This is a genomic window from Thermalbibacter longus (assembly GCF_023806485.1).
In the GTDB taxonomy this organism is placed as follows: domain Bacteria; phylum Chloroflexota; class Chloroflexia; order Thermomicrobiales; family Thermomicrobiaceae; genus Thermalbibacter; species Thermalbibacter longus.
Genome location: NZ_JAMSLR010000002.1, coordinates 132,306 through 156,537, shown reverse-complemented (window position 1 = coordinate 156,537; position 24,232 = coordinate 132,306). Strand labels below are relative to the sequence as shown.

Sequence of the window (24,232 nt, the reverse complement as noted above, 5' to 3'; positions counted from 1 at the left end):
CGGGCGGGTCGTGGGCGATCGGTCGCGAACTTGCATGCAGGAGCACCGCGCGGCTGCTCGAGCGGCCGCGCGCAGCAACCGCGATCCGAACTGCGGAGCGCGAGCGCGTTACCCCTTCACCGCGCCGGCGGTCAGCCCAGCGATGATGCGCCGCTGGAAGATCAAGGTCAGCACGATCAGCGGCAGCGTCACGATCACCGTCGCGGCCATCATCTGGCCCCAGGGGATCTCGAAGCCTCCGCCGGTTTGCGGCGAGAAATAGAAGATAGCGAGCGTGATCGTCCGCTTATCCGGCGTCTGGGTGAAGGAGAGCGCATAGAGAAACTCGTTCCAGGCGGCGATGAAGGCCAGCAGTCCCGTCGTCACCAGCCCCGGCGCCGAGAGCGGTAGCATGATGCGCCAGAAGGTCTGGAAGGGGCTGGCTCCGTCCACGTAGGCGGCCTCCTCCAGGTCCCGCGGGAGCTGCCGGAAGAACGTCATCAGCACCCAGACGGTGAAGGGCAGCGTGAAGATGAGGTAGCTGTAGACCAGTGCTCCTAGCTTGTTGTACAGGCCGAACTGCGTGATCAGCGTGTAGAGCCCTCCGAGCACCGAGATCGATGGGAACATGGTCATCGAGAGGATGATGTAGCGCACCGGCGTGCTGCCGCGGAAGCGGAAGCGGCCCAGGGCATACGCACCCATCGCCCCGACCGCCAGCGAGAGCAGGGTCACCGTGCCGGCCACGATCGCGGAATTCAAGAGCGCCCGGCGGAATTGGCCGGTCGCCAGGACCTGCCGGAAGTTCTCCAGGGATGGATTCTCCGGCCAGTACACGACCGGCGTCGCGAACTGCACGGCATCGGGCACAATGGCCGAGCGGATAGCCCAGTAGAAGGGGAAGACGAGATAGATCGCGATGACAGCAAGGACCACGTAGAACAGGACACGCGAGAGGCGCCGTCGCGTGTCTTTCCGCTGCGCGCTGCCCAGCTTCATGTCTGCACCTCCACCTTCAGGGTGGTGACATAGGCGACCACGAAGATCGCGATGACGAGGAAGATCGCCACGCTGATAGCCGAGCCGTAGCCCACGTCGCTGAACGCGACGATGTAGTTCTGGGCGTACACGGCCATGGTCTGCATATCCGGGCGAGCGCCGAAGAGCACATAGAAGACGTCGAAGACACGGAGCGCGTCGAGCGTGCGGAAGATCAACGCCACCACGATGGCCGGCCGGAGCAGCGGCAAGGTGATCGTGAAGAACTGTCGGATTCTATTCGCGCCATCTACCGTCGCCGCCTCGTAGAGCTCGTCCGGGATGACCTGAAGCCCTGCCAGGAGCAGGAGCGCTACGAACGGCGTCGTCTTCCAGATATCGATCGAGGCTACTGCGATCAGCGAGGTATCGGGCCGGGCCAACCAGGCGATGTTCTGCTCGATCAGGCCGACCCGTTTCAGCAGGTCGTTGATGACACCGAAGATATCGTTGTACATCCACTTCCACATCTGGGCCGAGAGGACCGTCGGGATAGCCCAGGGCACCAGCATGGCGGCGCGCATCGGGCCGCGACCCGGAAACCGCGAATTCACGACGAGCGCGATCAGGAGCCCGAGCAGAAATTCGAGTGCGACCGTGATAACCGTGAATTGGACGGTGACTTTGACCGCCGTCCACCACAGGGAGTCACTAAGCAAGAAGCGATAGTTTTCGAGACCGACCCACTGTTCCGGCTCCAGCGCTCCGAGTCGCTTGTCGGTAAAGCTGAAGTACAGCGTCTGGGCGAGGGGGATCATGGCGACGGCGATCACGACGAGGAGTGCGGGTAACAGGAAGAGCCAGGCGAGCCAGGCCTGCCGCTCGGCAAGCGTCATCGTCCGCCAGCGGCGCAGCGGAAGCGCAGCTCGCCTCGGCTCAGCGATCGCGGGTCGACTCATCGCGACCTCCTTCCGTGGACTCGAGACGCATCAGGAGTTGCGGCTGCGGGTAAGGAGCGCGCGTGCTCCCCACCCGCTCATGCCCGCTCGGTGTTCTCAGGCTCGTATGAGCCCGGCGATGTCCACCCCCTCTAGCCGACGATCCGCTGCAAGCGCTGGGCCACTCCGGGCAACACCTGCGCCGCGTCCTGCCCGGTGAGGATCTGGTTTACGCCCTGGAAGACGATGGTCGAGACCTCGTTGTACCGCTCGCCCGTCTCCCGTGAGGGCCGGGTGACCCGTTCGACAGCCTCCATCGGCTCCAGGAACGGCATAGCCTGAAGAACTTCGGGTCTCGACGCCACATCCGGGATCGTCGGGACGAAACTCCCGAGCACCGCTCGCCAGGTCTGCACCTCGGGGCTCGTCATGTAGCGCACGAACTCGATTGCAGCCTCCGGCGCGCGCGAGTACATCGAGACGGCGAGCTGCCATCCACCGACTGTGCCGACGTGGGGATTCCCAGGTTGAGCCGGCAGCGGCGCGACGCCGACCATGTCTCGCACCGGGGAATCCTCGCCGGTCGCCAATGAGTAGACATACGGCCAGTTGCGCAGGAAGGCGGCGTTGCCGCCCTGGAACACCTGGCGCGAGTCCTCTTCCTGGTACGTGGTGACGCCCTGCGGAGCGATGGTACCGACCCAGCCACGCACCTTGTTGAGCATCTCCACAGCCTGCGGGTTGTTGATCGTGACCTGGCCATTTTCGATGAAGCGGCCGCCGCCGCTCGATGCCAGCCATTCCAGCGCGTTACAGGTCAACCCCTCGTAGGCGTTGCCCTGGAAGACGAAGCCGGCAAAGTTCGGGTTGGCTCCTCGCTCCCCCTCTAGGATCGTCTGGGCCATCTCTTCCAGCTCGTCCCAGGTCTCCGGAGGATTGCTGAAGCCGTACTTCTCCAGCAGATCGGTCCGGTAGTAGAGCATCCCGAAGTCGCCGAACCAGGGCATACCCACGAGCTTGCCGTCGACGGTGTTGTTCTCGATGATCGTCTCGTAATGCGCCTTCGCCTCCTCGCCCAGCGCCTGGCTCAGGTCAACCAGGTGCGGTGCAAAAGCGCCGGGCCAGATGACATCGATCATCATCACGTCGACGTCCGGCGACTGGGCGGAGAAGAACCGCTGGTAGGCCGCGTAGTTCTCGGTGGCGCTCTCGGGTTTGGGCACCACGTTGATGGTTATCCCCGTCGCCTCGCTGAAGGCGCCGGCCAGAGCCTGATCCATCTCCGCGCCGATGCCAACGGAGTCACCATAGTATGTCAACGTGGCTCCACTGTACTGGCTCGCCTGGTCGGCGTTGAACACCTCAGGCGGGTTGTCCATGGAGTAGGTCGTCTCAGGCGTCGTGATGACGGTGGGAGTCCCGGCCGGGGTTTCCGCGGCGGTCGGAGTCTCAGCCGCAGCTTCAGTGGGGGTTGCCGTCGGCTGTACTGCCGGAGCCTGCGTCGGCGTCGCCTCTTCGCCCGCGCAGGCAGCTAGTAGGGCCGAAAGAGCGGGCACCGAAAGGCCGAGCGCCGCGGCTCGCCGGAGCACTTGCCGGCGAGAGAATCGCACGGCAAGTAGATCCGGGGCCAGCCGATCAGGTCGCATATCGCGCATTGCTCTGCTCCTCACGTTCGTACGGACAGATCTCCGAGTCCAGTACCCCTCCAACACCCTCACAGCACCGCTGTACCGGCTGAGTGGACTGGTCTCGTGTCCGGATCAGCACCTCCCTTCTCCCCGTGTGTAGAGGAAATACGTTGAGGCAACAGTCAGGGTCACAGGGTACTCGGGCTACGATTCACTGCTCTTCACCGGCTATCCTGAGCGCGCTCCGTGTCCAACCGAGCACGCCGCCTGGCGACGCGCGCCCTCCAACAAACCGTGTTCTCTTCGTGATCGTCCTGATTTCATCGCCTGGACGGTAACACGCGGAGGTGCAACTGTCAAGTCTCGGCATGCTCATCCCGTAAGGCCGATGATCACTCCCTCGTCCGGGCGCAGCAGGAGATCTCGATCGACCATCTCACCCTCGCGATCCAGATAGGTCGAGAGGACGACCGAGCCGCGCAGATCGATCTGGCCACAGGCGTAGCGGCGAACCCAGTGGCCGAAATTCAGCACGATCAGGAAGCGCCGCTCGCCGTCCTCGCGAAGGTAGGCGATTAGCTCGCCCTCAGCCGGCAGCGACCGGTAGCTGCCGATCGACAGCGCCGGCTCAGCGCGGCGGAGCGCGAGTAGCCGGCGGTGCAGCGTCAGGATCGATCGGGGATCGTCGCGCTGGGCCTCGACATTGCAGGTGGGATAGTCAGGAGACAGCGGGAGCCAGGGCTGGCCAAGGGTAAAGCCGGCGTTGGGCACGCTGTCCCACTGCATCGGCGTGCGCTCGGGGTCCCGGCCGAAGCCACGCCCCGCGGTCCTCTCGACGGGGTCCTGAATCGCCTCCGGCGGGATCTCGACGTTGACCATGCCGATCTCGTCGCCGTAGTAGATCGTCGGCGTGCCACGGAGCGTCAGGAGCAGCATGGTCGCGACGCGCGCCTGCGCCCTCCCCACGCGGCTGGCGATCCGCGGGCGATCATGATTGCCGAGGACCCAGTTGGGCCAGGCGCCACTAGGCAGCAAGGCCTCGTAGACATCGATCGTAGCCTGGATGCGCCGGGCATCCCAGGGCAGCAGCAGGAGCTGGAAGTTGTACGGCAGGTGAAGTTCAGGTTCGGAGAGGCCATAGTACGTGACCAGCCGTTCGACCGGGAGATAGATCTCTCCGATCAGCACGCGCTCGTCGTATTCGTCGGCCAGCCGTCGCATCATCGCCAGCACGGGATGGATCTCAGGACGGTCGGTGGTGAAGACGGGAAGCAGCCGGTGGTAGGGTGAATCTGTGGGCTTATAGTCGGGATTAGGCGGGTTATCCCGGAACTGGCCGTCCTTGATCAGGTGCCAGATGGCGTCCAGCCGGAATCCATCGACTCCGCGGTCGAACCAGAAGCGCATCGCATCGAGCATGGCGCGCTGGACGTCGGGATTACGCCAGTTGAGATCCGGCTGCTCTTTGAGGAATGCATGGAAGTAGTACTGGCCCGTCTCCGCGTCCCACTCCCAGGCGCTGCCCCCGAAGGCACTCAGCCAGTTATTCGGCGGTCCGCCGCCTGGCGCCGCATCGCGCCAGATGTACCAGTCGCGCTTCGGGCTCTGGCGCGACGAGCGTGACTCGAGGAACCAGGGATGCTGGTCGGAGGTGTGGTTGGCGACGAAGTCGAGGAGCACGCGGATGCCGCGCGCGTGGGCCTCACGCACGAGCCGGTCGAAGTCTTCCATCGTCCCGAAGACCGGGTCGATCCCGACATAATCCGAGACGTCGTAGCCGAAGTCGGCCATGGGCGAGGGGAAGATAGGAGAGAGCCAGATCGCGTCGACCCCGAGCCACTCAAGGTAATCGAGCCGGCTGAGGATGCCCGGCAAGTCGCCGATACCGTCATCATTGCCGTCCATGAAGGAGCGGGGATAAATCTGGTAGATCACCCCGCGCTGCCACCAGAGGTATTGCTCAGCACTCATCGGGACCTACTCACCTATCGGCCTCGCCAGCCAGACATTCCTAACACCAGGCCCGCTGGCGTCGTTTCGCCAGCGGGCCCATTCTCTACTCGTCCGTGAGCTCTCAGCGAGCCCGCGTGCTGCTTGTGCTCGCGGGCCTAATGGCTGGCCTCTCGCGCGCTGCGCACCCGGTTCACGACCAGGACCGTGGCCGTGGCCGCGAGGAAGACCAGCGGGATGTCGATCAGCAAGAACCCCCAGCTCAACGCGAGCTCCCCGCTGATGGCGCTTGCCGCAAAGCCGAAGAGCACGCTCAAAACGACTAGCGCGAGCACACGCACGCGGGGCTGAGCGATCCGGAAGGTGAGCAAGCCCAGCAGCACACCCGCTGCGATCGGGAAAAGCTCGTTCACTGCCTCCTCCCTTCAACTGGCTACAAACCCGGCAGTACCATCGCACGGGCGGACTCTCCTGTCAAGACGGCGTTGGTCGGTCGATTCCGGCCTCGACCTTGCGGCCGATCCAGGCCTCAGCGATGCGCGCCGCCTCGTTGTAGACGAGGCGGATCGGCATGCCGGTCCGCTCGTGGATGGCCAGGCAGTCGCGGTACTCCGGCACGGCATCGATCACCCGGCCACGCCAGAGCTTGAGCTTGATCCGCACATCTCCCCAGCGGGTCGCAATCTGCTCGGTGCGCCGCCCGGCCTTGACCCGATCGATCGGCAGCGCCCGCACGCCGAAGGTGGTCGAGTGCTCGATGAAGATACGCTCCAGCTCGGCCCGGTCGGTCGTCCGGCAGATGGCGCTCACCTTCGTCCCCGGGCGGCCGCGCTTCATGGTGATCGGCTCCAGCCAGGCATCGAGCGCGCCGGCCTCGAAGAGTCGATCCACCAGCGGCTCGAAGAACTCCGGGTTCATGTCGTCGATATTGGTCTCGAGCAGCAGCTCCTCCGGCCCCTCGTCGAACGGGCCGGCCGCTGCGCCGGCCGCCTCGCCGACCCACAGCCGGAGCGCGTTGGGCCAGGGGAGCTCGCGAGTCCCGAACCCGTAGCCGACCGCCTCCACGCGCATCGGCGGCTGCTCGAAGCGGGCCAGCGTGGCCAAGACCGCAGCCCCGGTCGGCGTCACCAGCTCGGCCTCCACCTCGAGCGGCCGCGTGGGAGCACGTGCTCCCGCCAGCAACGCGGCGGTCGCCGGAGCCGGGATCGGCAGCAGGCCGTGCTGGGTCTGGACGAAGCCGCGGCCGAGCGGCAGCGGCCCCGAATACAGCGCCTCGATGCCCAGCAACTCCAGGCCGAGCGCGATCCCGACAATGTCTACGATCGAGTCGACCGCACCCAGTTCATGGAAATGCACCTCGGCCGGTGGCACCCCGTGCACCTGCGCTTCGGCCTCGGCCAGCGCCTGGAAGACTGCCAGGGCCTGCCCGCGGGCGCGCTCGGGGAGCACGGCTCGCTCCAGCAGCGAGCGGATCTCTTGCCAGGCGCGGGCCGGCTGAGCTTCGGTGACGCTGACCGTTACGCGCGTACCGGTCAGCCCGTGCTGCTGGGCGCGATCCGCGGAGATCTCGTAGCCGCTGAGCTCCAACCCGGCGGCCAGCAGCTCGCGGAGCCGGTCGAGCGACAGGCCGGCGTCGACCAACGCGCCGAGCAGCATATCGCCGCTCGCTCCGGAGAAGGGATCGACGTAGCCGATACGCACGCCGTGCCTCCTCGTCGACGGTCCTTTACCACAGGTCGATCCGCGCCAGCAGAGCCCGAGCCTGCCCGCGGCCCTGGACATCCCGACACGCGCGGCGAACCCGAAACGCGCCGGAGCCCGGCAGCCTCTCGGTCAGGGACATGAACAGCCCCGGCAGAGCGCCCCGTTGCATCGCGAGGGCGACCGGCTGGTCGCTCTACGGACGGGCAGCCTCACCGTCCCCCAGCCCCCGCACCGCACGCGGATACCCTACTCGGCTTCACCCGGAGGGCCTGCGTCGAACGCCTGCCGCTCTTGGTCGGCGCGGAGCTGGCCACAGGCGGCCGCGATCTCGACGCCGCGGGAGTAGCGCACGGTGGTCGAGATCCCGTGCCGGCGCAGGATCTCGGCGAAGCGCTCGATCCGCTCGGGGGAAGGCCGCTCGAACGAGGGCTCGGCCGGCGTGGGGTTGAGCGGGATCAGGTTCACGTGGCAGAGCAGGCCGCGCAGCAGCCGTGCCAGCTCCTCGGCCGTCTCATCCTGATCATTGACCCCCTTGATCAGCGTGTATTCGAAGGACAACCTCCGGCCGGTCCTGGCGACGTAGCGCCGGCAGGCGGCCAGCAGCTCAGCGACCGGGTAGCGGCGATTGAGCGGGACTAGCCGCGAGCGCAGCTCGTCGTTCGGCGCGTGGAGCGAGACCGCCAGCTTGACCTGGTACGGCTCCTCGGCTAGCCGGTCGATGAACGGCACGAGGCCGGAGGTGGAGAGCGTGATCCGCCGCGCGCCGAAGTTCATCCCGGCGGGCTCGTGGAGGATGGCCACCATCTTCCTGGTCGCGTCGTAGTTCTGGAACGGCTCGCCCATGCCCATCACGACCACGTTCGTCAGCGGCCGTCCACGCTCGCGTGCCCAGCGGGCGGCGAACACGACCTGGCTGACCATTTCGCCGGCGCTCAGGTTGCGGATCAACCCGGTCATGCCAGTAGCGCAGAAGGCACAGCCGACCGCACAGCCGATCTGGCAGGAGACGCAGACGGTCGTGCGGTCAGGGTAGAACATCAGGACGGTCTCGACGTGCTGCCCGTCGAAGGTGCGGAACAGGAACTTCTGCGTCTCGCCGTCGTCCGTGCTGACCTCGCGCACCAGGGTCAGGGTGGTCAGCGGCAGCGTCTGGGCCAGCTCGGCGCGCAGCGGCTTGGGCAGCACGGTCATAGCCTGGTAATCGAGCGCGAGTTGCTGATACGCCCAGTGGAAGAGCTGCCGCGCCCGGTAGCGCGGCTGGCCGCGCTCGACTAGCCACCCCTCGAGCTCGGCCAGCGTGAAGTCGTGCAGGGTCGAGGGGCGCCGGCTGCGCGGCAGCGCTGGCCGTGCGCGCAGAAGATGGGTTGTAGATCGTGTCGCCGCCGCCATCGGTAGGCTCACCTATCTAGACTGCATCGGAGCAGAAGTGTACCACCAGGGTTGCTCAGGCCGGATGCCGGCCTGCCGCCGCGTCGTGCTGCCCGAGCCGGGCCCGGAGCGCGGCGATGCGCTCGCGGTAGTGCCCTTCGCTGTACGCCTGCAGGAAGCGCGGGAGGCGTTCCCCTCTGCTGAGGTGCCACTGGCGAAACGCCAGGTCGACCAGAAGTTCGTCGAGCTGGCGCTGGAGCAGCCACGCCCGCAGCCCGCCGCGTCTCAGCGCCCGCCACAGACGGCGTCGCCGTGCCCAGGGACGGGCCAGTATTTCGAGATCTTCGGGCAATGCCGTGCCCTGCTCCACCTCATCGGCGAGCTGCTGGCGGATAATGCGGGCCGCCCGCCGCCCGCCGACCACCGAGAGGACGATCAGGGTGAGCAGTCCGGGTACCGTCAGCGCGAGCGGCAAGCCGAGCACGAGTCCCAGTGTGAGGAGCGGGTTCTCCTGAGCCAGGTTCGTGATCTGCAGCAGCGTCGAGGCGCCATTCCACAGCGCATGGAGCAGGATAGCGATGGCGAAGCCGGCAATCGGCCACAGCAGGCGGCGCTTACCGACGGCGGCCTGGCGGTAGAGCCCCAGCCCGATGCCAGTCGCGCTGGTGAACAGGGAGTGCGCCAACCCACCCAGCACGCTGCGCAGGAAGAACAGCACGCCGACACCGACCAGCCCGCCTTCCAGATATGCGCCTGAGAAGTAGAGGACGTTTTCGACCATGGCGAAGCCGAGCCCGACCAGCGCCCCGTAGACGATCCCGTCGACAATGTCATCGAACTCGTGGCGCGCCAGCAGGAACAGCAGGGCCAGCGCGCTGCCCTTCGCAGTCTCCTCGACGATCGGCGCCACAACGGATGCGCCGAGGAGATCCGCGACGCCGCCTCCCAGCACTGCCGCCAGGGCGGCTCCGGTGAGTACCTCGATGAGCGCTGAGACGAGGACGGCGACGAACGCACCCCAGAAGAAGGCGGCACCCAGGAGCACCGCCGGCTCCGGCTCGCGCGGGTCCAGAGCGAGGATCAGGGCAGCATAGGCCGGGACCAGCAGAACAGCAGCGAGGCCAGCCACCACCAGGGCGACCAGCGGGATGGCGAGCAGGAGAAAGCCGGCGACGACGACGGCGCTCAGCAGGATGATCCAACCGGCACACCCTAGGAGCAGCCAGCGCAGGCTGCGATCCAGCACGCTCAGCCGCGGGGCAGCGGCCCCTGCTCCCTCCGCCATCGTCTGCGCTCCGATCCCCACCCCGTGGATACCGGGATCGCCGCCAAGCGTACCCGCAGACCCATCGCCGCTCAATACCGCTCGCCAACCGGCTCGAGCACTTCGACGCTGGCTACCTCCTGGCCGAGCCGCTCCAGCTCAGCGCGCAGTTCCTCCTTACGCGCTCGCCCTCGCTCGACGATGACCACCACGCGCCGCTCGGGAATCTCCCCTTCGACCTCGAGCACGCCGGTACAGCGACGGAGCTTCCTCTGGATTCTCCGGTAGCACCCTTCACAGTGGATCGTCGGGACCGTGAACACGTAGGCCATGCGCGGTGGCGGAGCGGGCTGAGTCGAAGGCCTGGGCCGGGGCAGAAGCCGGCCGGCGAAGGAGTGTCCCAGCACCAGGCTGACGCTAACTGCCATCGCCCCCATCGCCCAGACCGGCGTGACGAGCCCAGTCACGGCGACCGCGATGCCCGCTCCATTGAAGACCAGAGCCAGCGCGACGTTCGCGGCCGTCAGCCGATAGCTCCGGCGGGCCAGCTCATAGGCGTCGACGAGCGCCGAGAGGCGGTCGCCGATGAGCACGATGTCGGCCGCTTCGATGGCGATGTCGGTCCCAGCGCCGATCGCGATGCCGACGTCGGCCTGCATGAGCGCGGGGGCATCGTTGATGCCGTCGCCGACCATCGCGACGCGCACACCCCCGTGCTGGAGCTCGCGGATGGCTGCCGCCTTGTCCGCAGGCAGCATCTCGGCCCTCACCACCTCGATCCCAGCGGCGGCCGCCACCGCGTTCACCACGCGACGATGATCCCCCGACAGCAGGATCGGCTCGATCCCTCGCCGCCGGAACGCCTCGATCGTCGCGCGAGCATCAGCCTTCACCCGGTCCGCGAGCCCGAGCACACCGGCAGCCTGGCCATCGATCGCCACCAGGACGGCAGTCTGGCCCTCGCGCTGGACGCGCTCGACCAGGGGATGCAAGGGAGTGAGGTCGATCCCCTGCTCTGCCAGGAAGCGCGATGTACCGACGAGGACGTCATGCCCTTCGACCCTTGCCCGGACTCCTCGCCCGGGTTCGGCTACGAACCCTTCAGGCTCGCTGAGCCGGATGCCCTGCTGGCGGGCAGCGCTCACGATCGCTCGAGCCAGCGGGTGTTCGGACGGGTGCTCCGCGCTCGCGGCCAGCTTCAGGAGATCGCTCGGCGTGCCGGCCAGGGCGTGGCAACCGGCGAGCGCAGGCTTCCCCTCCGTGAGCGTACCGGTCTTGTCGAAGGCAATGGCGCGCACGTTGCGGAACACCTGGAATGCCTCCCCTGAGCGCATCAGGATGCCGCGCGCCGCCGCCTCGCCCGAGGCGCGGATGAGCGCGAGCGGTGTCGCCATGCCCAGCGCGCAGGGGTACCCCATGATCAGCGCGCCGAGCGCGGCGAAGCTCGCCCGGAGGAGGTCGACGTCGCCGGAGACCAGCCAGCTCCCGGCCGCCCAGAGGAGCAAGCCGAGCACGCTCGCGCCGAACACGGTGGGCACGTAGACCAGGAGCACCTGATCGACGAGCCGCAAGATCCCTGGCTTCATCGCCCGCGCCTCGGCGACCTGCCGGGCCACGCTCTGGAGGAACGTGTCGGGCCCGACGCGCGTCACCTGAACGACCAGTGCCCCAGTCAGGTTGAGCGCGCCGCCGATGACCTCGCTGCCGGGCAGCTTGTCCACCGGCACCGACTCGCCCGTCACCAGGCTCTCATCGACCGACGAGGCTCCCTCCACGACGCGGCCGTCGACCGGGATCCGCTCGCCGGGGCGGATCCGCACGAGATCGCCGACGGCCAGCCGGTCGACCGGCACGGTGACCTCGCTGCCGTCCGCCGCGACCCGACGGGCGACCGGTGGAACGAGCGCGAGCAGCCGGCGTACCGACTGGGACGCCCGCAGATGGACGAGGACCGATGTATACCCGCCGATCAGGTGGAACGCCAGGACGAACACCGTCGCGCCGAAGAACTCGCCCGCCGGGAGAGCCGGCAGCGCCAGCCCGACGAGCCCGCCGCCGAGCCCGGCGAGCGCCGAGGCCGACGCGAGCACGTCCTGGTTGAGGATACCGCGGCGGACCGACTGCCACCCGTTGCGGGCCACGATGAACCGTGCCGGCCCGCCGACCGCATACAGCGCGAGAGCCGCCATGATGAGCATGCGAGTCCGGCTCGGCCCGAAGAGCGCGCTCGCCAGCATCAGCGCCGACGCTGCCGCGAGAAGGATCGCCGCCTGCAGCGCCTTGCGCCGCGCGATCGCAAGCTCCCGCTCCTCTTCGAGTAGCGCCAGCCTCTCATCAGGCGCCCGGACTGAGAAGCCGATCGCCTCGAGCGCGGCTTCGATGGTCGCCGGGGCGACTCGCTCCGGGTCGTACTCCACGAGCACCTCCTCGTGGGCGATGCTCGCATGGACCGAGCGCACGCCGTCGAGTCGCCCGACCGCCCGCTCGATCGAGGCGGTGCACAGCGAGCAGTGCATCCCACCGACCTTGAGGTGGAGCTTCTTCGTGCGCCGGCCGTTCGCCAGCAGCGCTGCGTCCGCTGCCGACGCCTGCGAATCGACCGGCTGGGGCGAGAATCCCGCGTTCATGGCCCGTATCTCCGTGGATCAAACCCACTCGAGCAAAGAGCAGCCTGCTCGGTCGAGCGAGGAACCGGTGCCTGAATCCGACTCGCTCGCTCTCCCTCACCTGGCCAGCCTACACCTTCCAGTGCACTGGAAGGTCAAGTCCCTTGAGCTCGTGGGGTACGCGGGATCAGCCGCGGGCGCGGCCCGGCCGTCGCGCCGGAGTGGGCGCCCCTCGCTTCGATGAGCCGCTGGTCATCCTGGTGTTCGAACGTGGTCGCGTCAGCGCTGGGGGCGAGGGGCGACCGGCGCACGGGCCGTCGTCACGTGGAGTTCCGGCCTCGCGTCTTCGATCGCCGGACAGACGCCGTCACCGGCCTCCGACTGTGGCGTCCGCGCCGCGCGCTCGACCAGCGCCGCCAGCTCGGAGCGCAGCCGCTGCAGCTCGCGGATCTGGCGGTCGATCTCGGCGAGCCGCTGCTCAGCCAGCTCGCGGACTCGGCAGCAAGGCCGGCTCCCCGCGCTGTGGAGCGCCAGGATATCGCGAATGGCGTCGAGCGGCAGGCCGAGGGACTGCGCCCGCCGGATGAAGCGCAGCCGCTCGAGGTCGCGCGCTCCGTAGACACGGTAGCCGTTCGGCAACCGCGCTGGCTCAGGCAGCAGGCCGATGGCCTCGTAGAACCGGATGGTCCTGGAGTTGACGCCGGCTCGCCTGGCTAGCTCGCCGATCCGAAGATGGGTCGTCTCGCGTCGTTTACTCATCGTGAGCCCGCCTCGCGCTGTGATGTGAACCTGGCGTGGCGCCCGGCATTCGATCCACGGCATGATTGTTCCACTGGGAGGTGCACGCGTCACGGCAGATCATGACCGGAGGGAGTCGGATGGATCTCCGCTCGATCCAGCGGCCGCTCAAAGAGCGGTATCGTAGCGACCCGGAGGCAGCCAGGATCACGCTGCGGGCGACCGGCAGCCAAGTCGATACCCCGCTGAGCTGCTCGGTCGACATCGGCCGCGCGATCTACCAGGCCGAAGCCCACGCCGGGGTGGGCGGCTCGGGGACGGCCGCGTGCTCGGGAGACCTGCTGCTCGGGGCGCTGGCAGCCTGCGCACAGCTCACCTGCCAGATGGTCGCCACCGCCATGGGCATCCCCTTCGAGCGCATCGAGGTGACCGTCGAGGGCGATCTCGACCTGCGCGGCACGCTCGGCATTGCCCAGGACGTGCCGGTCGGCTTCCAGGCGATCCGGGTCCGCTTCGATGTCGAGGCACCCCAGGCCACTCCCGAGCAGCTCGAGGCGCTGCGCGAGAAGACCGAGCAGTACTGCGTGGTCATGCAGACGCTGCTGAATCCGCCGCCGGTGGAGACCCGCTGGAGCTGAGCGGGGCTCACCCGTACAGCTCGCTCAGCTTCTCGATGCTGAAGTCGGGCGACTGGCAGACCTCGATGATGCGTCGCTCGCGCGCCTCGACCTCCTTGGCCGCTCGGAAGAGGTCCGGCGCGATCTCGAGCGGGATCTGGATCACGCCGTGCTTGTCGCCGTGCAGGAGGTCGCCGGGATGGACCGTCAGCCCGCCGACCTCCACCGGCGTGCCGATCTCGACCACGTGGACGTAGGCGTGCGAGACGTGCACCTGGGAGGCGAACAGGTGGAAGCCGAGCTGCTCCACCTCGTCCAGGTCGCGCACGCCGCCGTTGGTCACCGTGCCGACACAGCCGAGCGCGCGGTGGATGTTGGCGTTCACCTCACCCCAGAAGGAGCCGACCGGCGGGTCGTCGAGGTCTTGAATCACGACGACGCGTGGTTCCGGGATCGAGAGGATGTACTCCCACATCCGGCGACGCGGGATGGCCGCCCCAGGGGCCGGCGGCTCGGCTGCCCGGATCTTGGCCGTCACAGCATAGCCCACCATCACGCCCAGGCCGGGCAGCATGCAGCGCACGCTGGCGTCCATGAACCCCTGGTTCCGCGGCCGGAGGTTGAACGTCTCGATCGCGTTCGCGACGGTTGGTGTGTTGAGCGTCTGGAGCGCCCGGAGCACCGCCGGGCTGAGCGGTCCCTGCGCCACCCTGTCCCCCTCTCGATTTTGCCGTCACGCCAGCCACCGCGCGAGCGGCCGGTCGTCCCTGCACCCTAAACGCGCCGTCTGTCTCGCGCATCGATTTCGGCGAGGCCGGCAAGAAACCCAACATCCCAAGGCCTCGCTGCTCAACCGGCCAGGAACCATTTCCTGGCCTGAGCTGCTGACGGGTAGAATGCGGGTTGAGCTCTTGGCGATCACCTGGTTCGCTCGCATGGCCGCGCCGTCCTCGTCGAGCCAGGCACAAGCGGGCTCGTGGCCCATCCTACCAGGCTGCATGCGTCTCGGAGAAGGGTCGAGCGGTCTTGTCGGCGGTCGCGGTCTTATCGCTGGTCTGGAGAGGTCGAGGATAGACAGGGAAGCGCGTGGCGAGCGGTCTTCTTCCGGGAAGGGGGTGAGCTATGACCGCACCTGAGGACGTTGCCGGGTTGCTGGACCGAATGCGCGTCAACCTGCGCCAGGCCGGTATCCAGGTCGCTGACGAGACGCTGGAGCTGGTGGCCCAGCGCGGGTTCCTCTCGACACCCCTGGCATTCCAGCAGATCGTCGAGGAGGCCCCGGCGGATATTACTCCGGACTATCTGGATCTGGCAGGCCAGAGCCTCGGCGACGCAGCCCAGCCAGCACGCACGACCGGGGAGCAACCCGTCGCACCCCCGGCGACTGCGGCAGCCCGCGAGCCTGGCTATCCGACCCTCGCGGAGCTGGCGGCCCGGCTCCGCCGGCGCGAGGTCTCCTCGGTCGAGCTGACCGAGCAGGCACTGGCCCGGATCCAGGAGCGCGACCCGGTCCTGAACGCCTTCCAGCTCGTGCTGGCCGAGGAGGCGCTGGCTGCCGCCCGGCAGGCCGACCGCGAACTCGGGGCAGGCCAGGATCGCGGGCCGCTCCACGGCATCCCGATCGCGGTCAAGGATCTCCTGGCCGTGGCCGGCACGGCCACGACCGCCGGCTCGAAGATCCTTGCCGGTTGGCGGACCGACTTCGACGCGGCGGCCGTCGAGCGGCTGCGCGCAGCCGGCGCGGTGATCGTGGGCAAGACGCGCCTCTCGGAGTTCGCCTACTCCGGGGCCTCGAACAACGCCCACTACGGCCCCACGCGCAACCCGTGGAACCTCGACCACGATACCGGCGGGTCGAGCAGTGGTTCGGCCGCGGCGGTCGCGGACGGGATGGCGGTCGCGGCGCTCGGTTCCGACACCGGCGGCTCGATCCGGATCCCGGCCGCGTTCTGCGGGCTGGTCGGGCTCAAGCCGACCTTCGGCCGGGTCAGCCTGCACGGGGCGATCCCCCTCGCCTGGTCGCTCGACCACCTGGGACCGATGACACGGAGCGTCGCCGACGCCGCGATGCTCTTCCAGATCCTGGCCGGGCCCGACCCGCGGGACGGCCGGACACGATCGGTTCCCGTACCCGATGTCGAGGCCGCCTTGCGCGGAGGCGTCGAGGGGCTACGCGTCGGCGTGCTGCGCGACGACGGCAGCGGTGAACCGCTGGGCACGCCGGAGGCGCTGGATGCCTGGCGGGCCGGGCTAGCGGCCCTGGAGCGGGCAGGCGTGACCCTCGTCGAGCTGGATCTCCCCGAGCTGAGCCGGCTGCGGGTGCTCAACACAGCCCTCATCGCTCAAGAGGCGGTCGCCTTCCACCTGCCCTGGCTGCGCGAGCGGCTGGAGGACTATGGCGAGTTCATGCGCCTGCGCATCCTCTCGTCCTTCGCCTACGGGCCAGCCGATTTCGTCCGCGCCCAGCAGCTCCGCCACGAGCTCCGCCGGCGCTGCGAGCAGGTCTTCGACCAGGTCGACCTGCTGAGCACGCCGACCGCGCCGTACGGCGCCCCGGAACTCGGCGATCCGGCCCGCAACTCCTGGTTCACCGCTCCCTTCAACGCGCTCGGCTGGCCAGCGGTCACGGTACCAGTCGGGCTGACGGGCAGGCGACTACCGCTGGGTCTGCAGCTCGCCGGGCGTCCCTGGGACGAGGCAACCGTCCTGCGGGCAGCCGCAGCGGTCGAGGCGGCAGGACTCTGGCCGGGTGGGATCCCCTGAGGGGGGGCCGAGTCCGCCCGCGCCTTGACAGCGCCAGAAGCCGTCGCTTATGCTGGTGTCGCTATGGGCGCGAGGCGTGGCCAGTACCAGTGCACCGTGTGCATCAGCCACCACGTTCACTTTAGCCCGCCGGCGTTGCCGGTGGGGCACGCGGTGCTGGCCCGGTAAGCGTGTAGCCCTCAACCGGCGACGTCGGCGAGCAGAGGTGTATGCCTCTGCTCGTTTGTTTGCTCGATAAGCTCCCCTGGAGCGAGGAGACACAGCAGGGCAGGGAGGTGACGGTCTTGAGCGGTGAGGTCGAGCGGATCAGGCAGCAGGCGCTGGCCGAGCTCCAGCAGGCTAGCTCAACAACAGCGCTGGCCGAGTGGCACGGTCGTTACCTGGGACGGCGAGGCGAACTGACCCAGCTCATGCGCCGGATCAGCCAGGTTCCGCCGGAGGAGCGGCCGGCCTACGGGCAGGCGGTCAACGCCCTCAAAGAGGAGCTCACAGCCCGGTTCGAGCAGCGCGAAGCGGAGGTCAAGCGAAGCGAGCTCAGCCAGCGGCTCGCAGCCGAAGCGGTCGATGTCACCCTGCCCGGCCGCCCGGCGGACGTAGCCGGGCTACACCCGGTCACCCAGATGATCCGCGAGGTGACGACCATCTTCAACCACCTCGGCTTCCAGACGGTCGAGGGGCCGGAGGTCGAGTACGGCTACTACGCCTTCGACGCGCTCAACATCCCGCAGGACCACCCGGCGCGCGATGTCTGGGATACGATCTTCATCGTCTCCGATCAGAAGGAGATCGTGCTGCGGCCGCACACGTCGCCCATGCAGATCCGTACGATGGAGCGACGCCAGCCACCGGTACGCGTCGTCGTGCCCGGCCGCTGCTACCGCTTCGAGGCGGTCGACGCGACCCACGAGTGGCACTTCCACCAGATCGAGGGCCTGGCCGTCGACGAGCACATCACGATGGCCGACCTCAAGGGGACGCTGGCCGAGTTCGCGCGCCAGCTCTTCGGCCAGGAGCGCAAGGTGCGCTTCCGCTGTGACTACTTCCCGTTCGTCGAGCCGGGGGTCGACTTCGCGATCGACTGCATGTTCTGCCGCGGCGAGGGCTGCCGGGTCTGCAAGGGGACGGGGTGGATCGAGATCTTGGGCGCCGGCATGGTTCACCCGCAGGTGCTGCGCAACGTGGGCTACGATCCGGAGCGCTACACCGGCTGGGCCTTCGGCATGGGCGTCGAGCGACTGGTGATGCTGAAGTACGGGGTGCCCGACATCCGGCTGTTCTACCAGGGCGACCTCCGCTTCCTGGCCCAGTTCAACCGGGCACTCGCCTGAGGGTCGCCGGAGCACGGGGTAGCTTGCAGGACACCCGGACAGGACTCTTAGCAGTTCGCGAGAGGATGGCACGCGCACGATGAAGGTACCGGTCAGGTGGCTCAAGGAGCTGGTTCCCACCGACCTGAGCGCCCGCGAGATCGCCGAGCGGCTGACCCTGGCGGGCCTGGAGGTCGAGGCGATTACCGAGATCGGCTCGACCTGGGACAACATCTACGTCGGGATTGTCGAGCGCGTCGATCCGCACCCGAACGCCGACCGGCTGGTGCTGGCGACCGTAGACGCCGGAGCGCACCGGTTGACGGTCGTGACCGGCGCGCCCAACATCGCGCCGGGCCAGAAGGTGGCGCTGGCGCTCCCAGGAGCCACGCTCTACGACGGCCACAGCGAGGAGCCGAAGTTGATCACCCTCAAGCCCAGCACGATCCGCGGCGTGCGCTCCGAGGGCATGGTCTGCTCGGAGAAGGAGCTGGGGCTCTCCGACGAGCACGAGGGGATCATGGTTCTTCACGCCGACGCGCCGGTCGGGGTACCGCTGCGGGAATACCTCGGCGATCAGGTGCTGGAGCTGGAAATCACGCCCAACCTGGTGCACGCCTTCTCGGTCGTCGGGGTGGCGCGCGAGCTGGGCGCGCTCGTCGGGCAGCGCGTGCGCTATCCGGAGCGCGCGCCGCTGCCGGTCAGCGGGCCAGAGGGATTGGTGACGATCGAGGCACCGGATCTCTGCTACCGGTTCGTCGGCGTGGTGATCGAGGATGTGACTGTCGGCCCCTCGCCCTGGTGGATGCAGCAGCGGCTGCAGGCCGCCGGCATGCGCCCGATCAACAACGTGGTGGACATCACGAACTACGTGATGCTGGAGTGGGGCCAGCCGCAACACGCTTTCGACCGCGATCGGCTGCGCGAGGGGCGTATCGTCGTCCGCCGGGCGCGGCCGGGCGAGACGCTGGAGACCCTCGACGGGGTACTCCGCGAGCTCGACCCCGACACGCTGGTGATCGCCGACGCCGAGCGGGCAGTCGGCATCGCCGGAGTGATGGGCGGCCTGGAGAGCGAGATCACCGAGCAGACGCGGACAGTGCTGCTCGAGACCGCCAACTTCGAGATGCGCAGCATCCGCCGCACGGCACGGGCGCAGCGGCTGCGTACCGAAGCCTCGGCCCGCTTCGAGCGCGGCCTGGATCCCAACCTGGCCTGGGAGGGAGCCACCCGCGCCGTCGCGCTCTTCCAGCAGCTCATCCCCGGCTGTCGCGTGACCGCGGTCGTCGATCTCTACCCGAACCCGCGCCTGCCGCGCCAACTCTGCATGCCGCGGAGCGAGATCCCGCGGCTGCTCGGCGTCGACTTCCCCGACGAGGTCGTGCTCGACGTCCTCGACCGGCTCGAGTTCCAGCCGGAGCTACGCCAGGAAGACGGCCGAGCGGTCATCGTCGTGCAGGTGCCGACCTACCGGAGCGACGTCACCATCGCGGCCGATCTGGTGGAGGAGGTCGCCCGTGTCATCGGCTACCACGAGCTGCCGGAAGCGCTGCCGCTCGGGCGCACGGTGCCGGTGGAGATCTCGCCAGAGCTCCGGCTCGTCCGGGCGGTTCAGGACACGCTGGCAGCTACCGGCCTGACCGAAGTGATCACCTACCCGATGGTGGACGAGGCCGCGCTGCGCGCGCTGCTGCCCGGCGCCGCCACCTTTCCGGATCGCTACGGCTTCTACCCGCGCCCGGAGCACGAGCTGGTGCGCGCGGTCAACCCGATCCGGCCCGAGTGGGCTATCATGCGCCCGTCGCTGCTGCCGTCGCTGCTCCGCAGCGCGGGGGAGAACCTGAAGTTCAACCGCGCGGTGGCCATCTTCGAGACCGGCAAGGTCTACCTGCCGCGCGGCCTGGACGAGCTGCCCGACGAGCGGCGCACGCTCGGCTGCCTGCTGGCCGGAGCCCGCCACCTGCGCGACCTCTACCAGGAAGAGCGGCCAGTCGACTACTTCGACCTCAAGGGCGTGCTCGAGGCGTCGCTGCCACGGATCGGCGTGCCTGAAGCCCGCTTCCGCCCACTCACGCATCCCAGCCTGCACCCCGGCCGGGCTGCCGAGATACTGGTCAAGGGACAGCCGGTCGGCATCCTCGGTGAGGTACACCCCGAGGTGGTCGAGGCGTTCGAGATCGATCCGGACACCCGCGTCGTCTTCGCCGAGATCGACCTGCAGCGGCTCCTGGAGATCGGCCTAGAGCCGCCGCGACTGCGGCCCGTCTCGCGCTACCAGCCGGTAGACCAGGACTTCGCGGTCGTGGTGGACGAAGCGACGCCGGCCGTCGAGGTCTCCGACGCGATCGTGGCCGGCGCCGGCCCCCTGGCCGTGTCCGTCCGGCTGTTCGACATCTACCGCGGGCCGGCTATCCCAGCGGGCAAGAAGAGCCTGGCCTTCCGCGTGACCTTCTCCGCACCCGACCGCCCGCTCTCCGACGAGGAGCTGGCACGCCTGCGCGAGCGGATCGAAGGGCACCTGCGGCGACGGGTGAAGGGAGAGCTCCGCCGGTGACCGACACGGGCGCGCTCCCCTCCCAGCGCGAAGCGACCACGCCGGTCGAGCGGCTGCGCGGCATGCAGGATGCCGGCCCGGAGGCGTACCGTAGCCGGCGCACCGTGCTCGAGCGACTGCTCGACGTGCTCGGACGTCACGGGTACCAGCTCATCGAGACGCCGGTGCTGGAGCCGACCGAGCTGTTCCTGCGCAAGTCCGGCGCCGAGCGCATCGCGCAGATGTACGCCGTTACCTACCGGAACCGCGAGATCGCGCTGCGCCCCGAGCACACCGCCTCGGTGCTGCGTTATTACGTCGAGTCGCTGCAGACCGAGCCGCTGCCGCTACGGTTAGCCTACGCCGGGCCGGTCTTCCGCTACGAGCGGCCGCAGGCCGGGCGAAGCCGGCAGTTCACCGAGGTCGGCTGCGAGCTGCTCGGCGCTCCCGGGCCGGCCGGCGACGCCGAGGTGATCCACCTGGCCGCCGAGGTGCTGGACGCGGTCGGGATCCGGCCGCGCATCGTGGTCGGCCACGTCGGCATCGTGCTCGACTTCCTGAGCCGCCTCCCGCTCCGCCAGCGAGTGCGCGACTGGCTGCTCTGGAGCATGGAACGCCTGCGCAAGGGCCAGCCGGTGGATCTGGAGCCGGAACTGGCCGGACTGACGGGCAGCGGACGGCTGGCCGAGCTCTACCAGGAACTCGGATCCTCCCTGCGCGGCGTCTCCGGCGAGCAGCTCGAGCGCTGGGTGCTAGCGATCCTCCAGGAGACCGGCGTGCAGATGGCCGGCGGCTCGCGCACGCCCGAGGAGATCGTCAGCGGTGTGCTGGCCAAGTTGAACCGCTCGCACGACGTCGACGTCGTCCGGCGGTCGTTCGCCTTCGTGCGCGACCTGGCCGCCATCCACGGCCCGCCGGACGAGGCGATCCCAGCGCTGCGAGCGCTCATCGAGCGGCACGAGCTGGATCCGTCGCCGATCGCGCAACTGGAGACTGTGCTCGACCTGCTAGTCGCCTACGGCATCGAGCGCGACCGGATCGAGCTGAGTCCAGGGATGGCGCGCGGGCTGCACTACTACACCGGCGTCCTCTTCGAGGTCTACGCCGCCGATCAGCCCTCGCTCCAGCTCTGCGGCGGCGGCCGCTACGACGACCTGGCGCAGGTGCTCGGGGCACGCGCGCCACTGCCAGCCTGTGGATTCTCCTGCGGGCTGGAGCGGATCGCCGAGGCAGCCACGTTGCCGCCACCGGCAGCGCCCGAGGTCACGCTGGTCGCTCCGGCCGTGCCGGAGGCGCTGGCGCGGGCAGCCGAGGTCGCCGAGGCGCTGCGTACTGCCGGGCAGGTCGTCGAGCTCGACGTCCGCGGCCGCTCCGCTAGCGCCAACCGTCGCTATGCCCGCCGCCGGGGGATTCACCGGCTCGTGCTGGTTCACGCGGACGGTGAGGTACAGACTGAGATGCTCTCCGGCAAGGGAAACGACCGTGAGTGAGCCGCTGCGTCTCGCGATCTCGTCAAAGGGCTCCTACGAGGAGGAAACCCTCCGCTTTCTGGAATCCGCCGGCCTCGGCATCTGGCGACCCAACCCGCGCCAGTACGTCGGCAGGGTCAGCGGGCTCCCAGGCGTCGAGGTGCTGTTCCAGCGCACGGCCGACATCATCCACAAAGTCGCCGATGGCAGCGCCGACCTCGGTATCACCGGCTACGACCTGGTAGCCGAGCATGCCGGCGACGACCCGAACGTGATCGTCGTGATCGACGACCTGGGATTCCGGCGCTGCGAGCTGGTGCTGGCCGTGCCCGAAGGATGGCTCGACATCACCACCATGGCCGACCTGGCCGATCTCTCTATCGACTTCAAACGCTCTGGCCGCTCGCTGCGCGTAGCCACCAAGTTCCCGAACCTGACGCGCGATTTCCTCTACCGCCACGGGGTGAACTACTTCACCCTGGTCGACTCGCACGGCGCGCTCGAGGTGGCGCCGGCACTCGGCCACGCCGACATCATCAGCGACCTGACCGAGACCGGGGTGACGCTGCGCGAGAACCGCCTGCGCGTCCTCGAGGGCGGGGTGATCCTGCGTGCCCAGGCCTGCCTGATCGCGTCGCGCCGGGGGCTGCGCGCCGCGCCCACCAAGCTGGAGCGCGCCCGGGCCATCGTCGAGCTCATCGAGGCCCGGCTGCGCACCCGGCGCTACCGCGTCGTCACCGCCAACGTCCGGGGAGCGAGCGAGGAAGACGTCGCCCGCCACGTGACGGCGCAGGGAGCCACCGCCGGCGAGCGGGGGCCGACCATCGCCCGGGTCTACCCGAAGGCGGGCGACTCCAGTGGGGGGTGGTACGAGGTCACGATCATCGTGCCCAGCGACCTGCTCCTGGCGGCGGTCGATCACCTGCGCCGCGCCGGCAGCAGCGGGATCACCGTCTCCTCGCCGGACTACGTGTTCGATAGCTGCTCAGAGGCGTTCGAGCGCCTGTGTGCTGCGCTGCGGGAGGAAGCATGAGCCAGGGATTGCCCGTCCGCGTCTTCGAGGATCTCGAGCAGGCGCGGAACTTCTTGCTGCGCAGCCGGCGGCTCGAGCAGGTAGAGCTGCCACCGGCGGTGCGGCAGAAGGTGCGCGAGGTCTTCGGCGCAGACCTGACGGCCATGGAGGTGGTCCAGCGGATCGTCGACGACGTCCGGAGACACGGCGACGCCGCGCTGCACCGCTACAGCCGAGCAATCGATGGCCTCGAGCTCGCTGGCTTCGCCGTCACGGAGGAGGAGTTCGCTCGCGCGAGGGCCCAGGTTCCGGAGGAGATTCGCCAGGCGCTGGCGCTGGCCCGCGACCGGATCGAGGCGTTCCACCAGCGCCAAATCCGACAGTCATGGCTCCACTTCGAGCCGGCGGGCGGCTTCGGGCAGCTCGTGCGACCGCTCGAGCGGGTCGGCGTCTACGCCCCAGCCGGGCGGGCGCCATACCCGTCGTCTCTCCTGATGTCGGCCGTCCCGGCGCGAGTAGCCGGTGTCGAGGAGATCGTCGCCTGCGCCCCACCCTCACCGGACGGCAGCGTCTCGCCGGTGATCCTGGTCGCCGCCGAGCTGGCAGGGATCGACCGGGTGTTCAAAGTCGGCGGGGCCCAGGCGATCGCGGCCATGGCCTACGGCACCGAGAGCATCCCGCGGGTAGACAAGATCGTCGGGCCAGGCAACATCTTCGTGGTGCTGGCCAAGCGCCTGGTCTACGGTGACGTGGACATCGACCAGTTGCCCGGCCCCACCGAAACGCTCCTGATCGCCGACGCCAGCGCCGACCCCGCGCTCTGCGCGGCCGACATGCTGGCGCAGGCCGAGCACGACCCGCTAGCCAGCGCCGTGCTGCTCACCACGGACGCCGGGCTGGCCCGGGAGGTCGTCGCGCAGCTCGAGCGCCAGCTCACCCGCCTGGAGCGCGCGAGCATCGCGGCGGAGTCGCTGGCGACCAACGGCGCTGTCGCCGTCGTGCCCGACCTCGAGACCGCCTTCGAGCTGGCCAACGCCTACGCGCCCGAGCATCTCTGCCTGTTGATCGAGGAGCCCTGGGCTTACCTCGACCGCGTGCGGCACGCCGGCGGCGTCTTCGTCGGCGAGAGCTCACCCGAAGTCATCGGCGACTACACGGCCGGCCCCAGCCACGTGATGCCGACGGGACAGACAGCCCGCTTCTCCTCGCCCATCAACGTGGACACGTTCGTGAAGGTCATCAGCGTGGTGGCCGTCAACCCGCAGGGGCTAGAGGCCCTCGGGCCGCCGGCCGCGACGCTCGCCCGCGCCGAGGGACTCACCGCGCACGCGGCCGCCATCGAGCAGCGACTGGAGCGACGCCGGCCGGCGTAGGCCCG

General features: G+C 68.8%; 18 protein-coding genes. 7 read left to right on the top strand and 11 right to left on the bottom strand.

Going from position 1 to position 24,232, the window contains the following annotated elements; all coding sequences use genetic code 11:
- Window positions 1-108 precede the first annotated feature (108 nt).
- From NET02_RS03805 to NET02_RS03760, 10 genes are all read right to left on the bottom strand, one after another.
- On the bottom strand, window positions 109-978 hold the full coding sequence (locus NET02_RS03805; protein ID WP_284056046.1) for a carbohydrate ABC transporter permease: 870 nt from the start codon (window positions 976-978) through the stop codon (window positions 109-111).
- A complete protein-coding gene (locus NET02_RS03800) occupies window positions 975-1,853 on the bottom strand; it encodes a carbohydrate ABC transporter permease (protein WP_347710998.1) in 879 nt (292 codons plus the stop codon). The genes NET02_RS03805 and NET02_RS03800 overlap by 4 nt, the downstream gene beginning before the upstream one ends.
- A 194-nt stretch (window positions 1,854-2,047) precedes the next feature.
- On the bottom strand, window positions 2,048-3,550 hold the full coding sequence (locus NET02_RS03795; protein WP_284056044.1) for an ABC transporter substrate-binding protein: 1,503 nt from the start codon (window positions 3,548-3,550) through the stop codon (window positions 2,048-2,050).
- 345 nt (window positions 3,551-3,895) lie between these two features.
- On the bottom strand, window positions 3,896-5,494 hold the full coding sequence (locus tag NET02_RS03790; protein ID WP_284056043.1) for an alpha-amylase family glycosyl hydrolase: 1,599 nt from the start codon (window positions 5,492-5,494) through the stop codon (window positions 3,896-3,898).
- 137 nt (window positions 5,495-5,631) lie between these two features.
- A complete protein-coding gene (locus NET02_RS03785; RefSeq protein ID WP_284056042.1) occupies window positions 5,632-5,886 on the bottom strand; it encodes a hypothetical protein in 255 nt (84 codons plus the stop codon).
- A gap of 61 nt (window positions 5,887-5,947) precedes the next feature.
- Window positions 5,948-7,174 carry a nickel pincer cofactor biosynthesis protein LarC gene (gene larC / locus NET02_RS03780; protein ID WP_284056041.1) on the bottom strand — a complete coding sequence of 409 codons (1,227 nt, stop codon included), beginning with the start codon at window positions 7,172-7,174 and terminating at the stop codon, window positions 5,948-5,950.
- 249 nt (window positions 7,175-7,423) lie between these two features.
- Complete coding sequence (gene rlmN, locus NET02_RS03775) at window positions 7,424-8,566, bottom strand: dual-specificity RNA methyltransferase RlmN (protein ID WP_284056040.1); 1,143 nt, start codon at window positions 8,564-8,566, stop codon at window positions 7,424-7,426.
- 55 nt (window positions 8,567-8,621) lie between these two features.
- Window positions 8,622-9,830 carry a PrsW family intramembrane metalloprotease gene (locus NET02_RS03770; RefSeq protein WP_284056039.1) on the bottom strand — a complete coding sequence of 403 codons (1,209 nt, stop codon included), beginning with the start codon at window positions 9,828-9,830 and terminating at the stop codon, window positions 8,622-8,624.
- 71 nt (window positions 9,831-9,901) lie between these two features.
- The gene (locus tag NET02_RS03765) at window positions 9,902-12,436 is read right to left on the bottom strand and encodes a heavy metal translocating P-type ATPase (protein ID WP_284056038.1); all 2,535 of its coding nucleotides are present in this window, start codon (window positions 12,434-12,436) and stop codon (window positions 9,902-9,904) included.
- Window positions 12,437-12,694: 258 nt separating this feature from the next.
- The gene (locus tag NET02_RS03760; protein ID WP_284056037.1) at window positions 12,695-13,174 is read right to left on the bottom strand and encodes a heavy metal-responsive transcriptional regulator; all 480 of its coding nucleotides are present in this window, start codon (window positions 13,172-13,174) and stop codon (window positions 12,695-12,697) included.
- Window positions 13,175-13,293: 119 nt separating this feature from the next.
- On the opposite strand from NET02_RS03760, the gene NET02_RS03755 reads away from it, so the two are divergent.
- Window positions 13,294-13,791 carry an OsmC family protein gene (locus NET02_RS03755; protein ID WP_284056036.1) on the top strand — a complete coding sequence of 166 codons (498 nt, stop codon included), beginning with the start codon at window positions 13,294-13,296 and terminating at the stop codon, window positions 13,789-13,791.
- 7 nt (window positions 13,792-13,798) lie between these two features.
- Here NET02_RS03755 and NET02_RS03750 read toward each other — a convergent pair whose 3' ends face one another.
- A complete protein-coding gene (locus tag NET02_RS03750) occupies window positions 13,799-14,479 on the bottom strand; it encodes an RraA family protein (RefSeq protein WP_284056035.1) in 681 nt (226 codons plus the stop codon).
- Between the two features lie 413 nt (window positions 14,480-14,892).
- Between NET02_RS03750 and NET02_RS03745 the strand changes: the two genes are divergently transcribed.
- The 6 genes from NET02_RS03745 (at window position 14,893) to hisD (ending at window position 24,227) form a co-directional block, all read left to right on the top strand.
- On the top strand, window positions 14,893-16,533 hold the full coding sequence (locus NET02_RS03745) for an amidase (RefSeq protein WP_284056034.1): 1,641 nt from the start codon (window positions 14,893-14,895) through the stop codon (window positions 16,531-16,533).
- Between the two features lie 284 nt (window positions 16,534-16,817).
- On the top strand, window positions 16,818-17,861 hold the full coding sequence (gene pheS / locus NET02_RS03740) for a phenylalanine--tRNA ligase subunit alpha (RefSeq protein ID WP_347710997.1): 1,044 nt from the start codon (window positions 16,818-16,820) through the stop codon (window positions 17,859-17,861).
- A gap of 79 nt (window positions 17,862-17,940) precedes the next feature.
- On the top strand, window positions 17,941-20,394 hold the full coding sequence (gene pheT / locus NET02_RS03735; RefSeq protein WP_284056032.1) for a phenylalanine--tRNA ligase subunit beta: 2,454 nt from the start codon (window positions 17,941-17,943) through the stop codon (window positions 20,392-20,394).
- On the top strand, window positions 20,391-21,863 hold the full coding sequence (locus NET02_RS03730) for a histidine--tRNA ligase (protein WP_284056031.1): 1,473 nt from the start codon (window positions 20,391-20,393) through the stop codon (window positions 21,861-21,863). Before pheT ends, NET02_RS03730 begins: the two co-directional genes overlap by 4 nt.
- Window positions 21,856-22,875, top strand: a complete 1,020-nt coding sequence (hisG, locus tag NET02_RS03725; protein ID WP_284056030.1) for an ATP phosphoribosyltransferase — start codon at window positions 21,856-21,858, stop codon at window positions 22,873-22,875. Before NET02_RS03730 ends, hisG begins: the two co-directional genes overlap by 8 nt.
- Window positions 22,872-24,227, top strand: a complete 1,356-nt coding sequence (gene hisD, locus NET02_RS03720) for a histidinol dehydrogenase (RefSeq protein ID WP_284056029.1) — start codon at window positions 22,872-22,874, stop codon at window positions 24,225-24,227. The genes hisG and hisD overlap by 4 nt, the downstream gene beginning before the upstream one ends.
- Window positions 24,228-24,232 lie beyond the last annotated feature (5 nt).

What these genes read in the sequence shown, in the direction of transcription:
- NET02_RS03805 (WP_284056046.1), bottom strand. Translation starts at nt 978, where the DNA reads ATGAAGCTGGGCAGCGCGCAGCGGAAAGACACGCGACGGCGCCTCTCG.
- NET02_RS03800 (WP_347710998.1), bottom strand. Translation starts at nt 1,853, where the DNA reads ATGACGCTTGCCGAGCGGCAGGCCTGGCTCGCCTGGCTCTTCCTGTTA.
- NET02_RS03795 (WP_284056044.1), bottom strand. Translation starts at nt 3,550, where the DNA reads ATGCGCGATATGCGACCTGATCGGCTGGCCCCGGATCTACTTGCCGTG.
- NET02_RS03790 (WP_284056043.1), bottom strand. Translation starts at nt 5,494, where the DNA reads ATGAGTGCTGAGCAATACCTCTGGTGGCAGCGCGGGGTGATCTACCAG.
- rlmN (WP_284056040.1), bottom strand. Translation starts at nt 8,566, where the DNA reads ATGGCGGCGGCGACACGATCTACAACCCATCTTCTGCGCGCACGGCCA.
- NET02_RS03770 (WP_284056039.1), bottom strand. Translation starts at nt 9,830, where the DNA reads ATGGCGGAGGGAGCAGGGGCCGCTGCCCCGCGGCTGAGCGTGCTGGAT.
- NET02_RS03765 (WP_284056038.1), bottom strand. Translation starts at nt 12,436, where the DNA reads ATGAACGCGGGATTCTCGCCCCAGCCGGTCGATTCGCAGGCGTCGGCA.
- NET02_RS03760 (WP_284056037.1), bottom strand. Translation starts at nt 13,174, where the DNA reads ATGAGTAAACGACGCGAGACGACCCATCTTCGGATCGGCGAGCTAGCC.
- NET02_RS03755 (WP_284056036.1), top strand. Translation starts at nt 13,294, where the DNA reads ATGGATCTCCGCTCGATCCAGCGGCCGCTCAAAGAGCGGTATCGTAGC.
- NET02_RS03745 (WP_284056034.1), top strand. Translation starts at nt 14,893, where the DNA reads ATGACCGCACCTGAGGACGTTGCCGGGTTGCTGGACCGAATGCGCGTC.
- pheT (WP_284056032.1), top strand. Translation starts at nt 17,941, where the DNA reads ATGAAGGTACCGGTCAGGTGGCTCAAGGAGCTGGTTCCCACCGACCTG.
- hisD (WP_284056029.1), top strand. Translation starts at nt 22,872, where the DNA reads ATGAGCCAGGGATTGCCCGTCCGCGTCTTCGAGGATCTCGAGCAGGCG.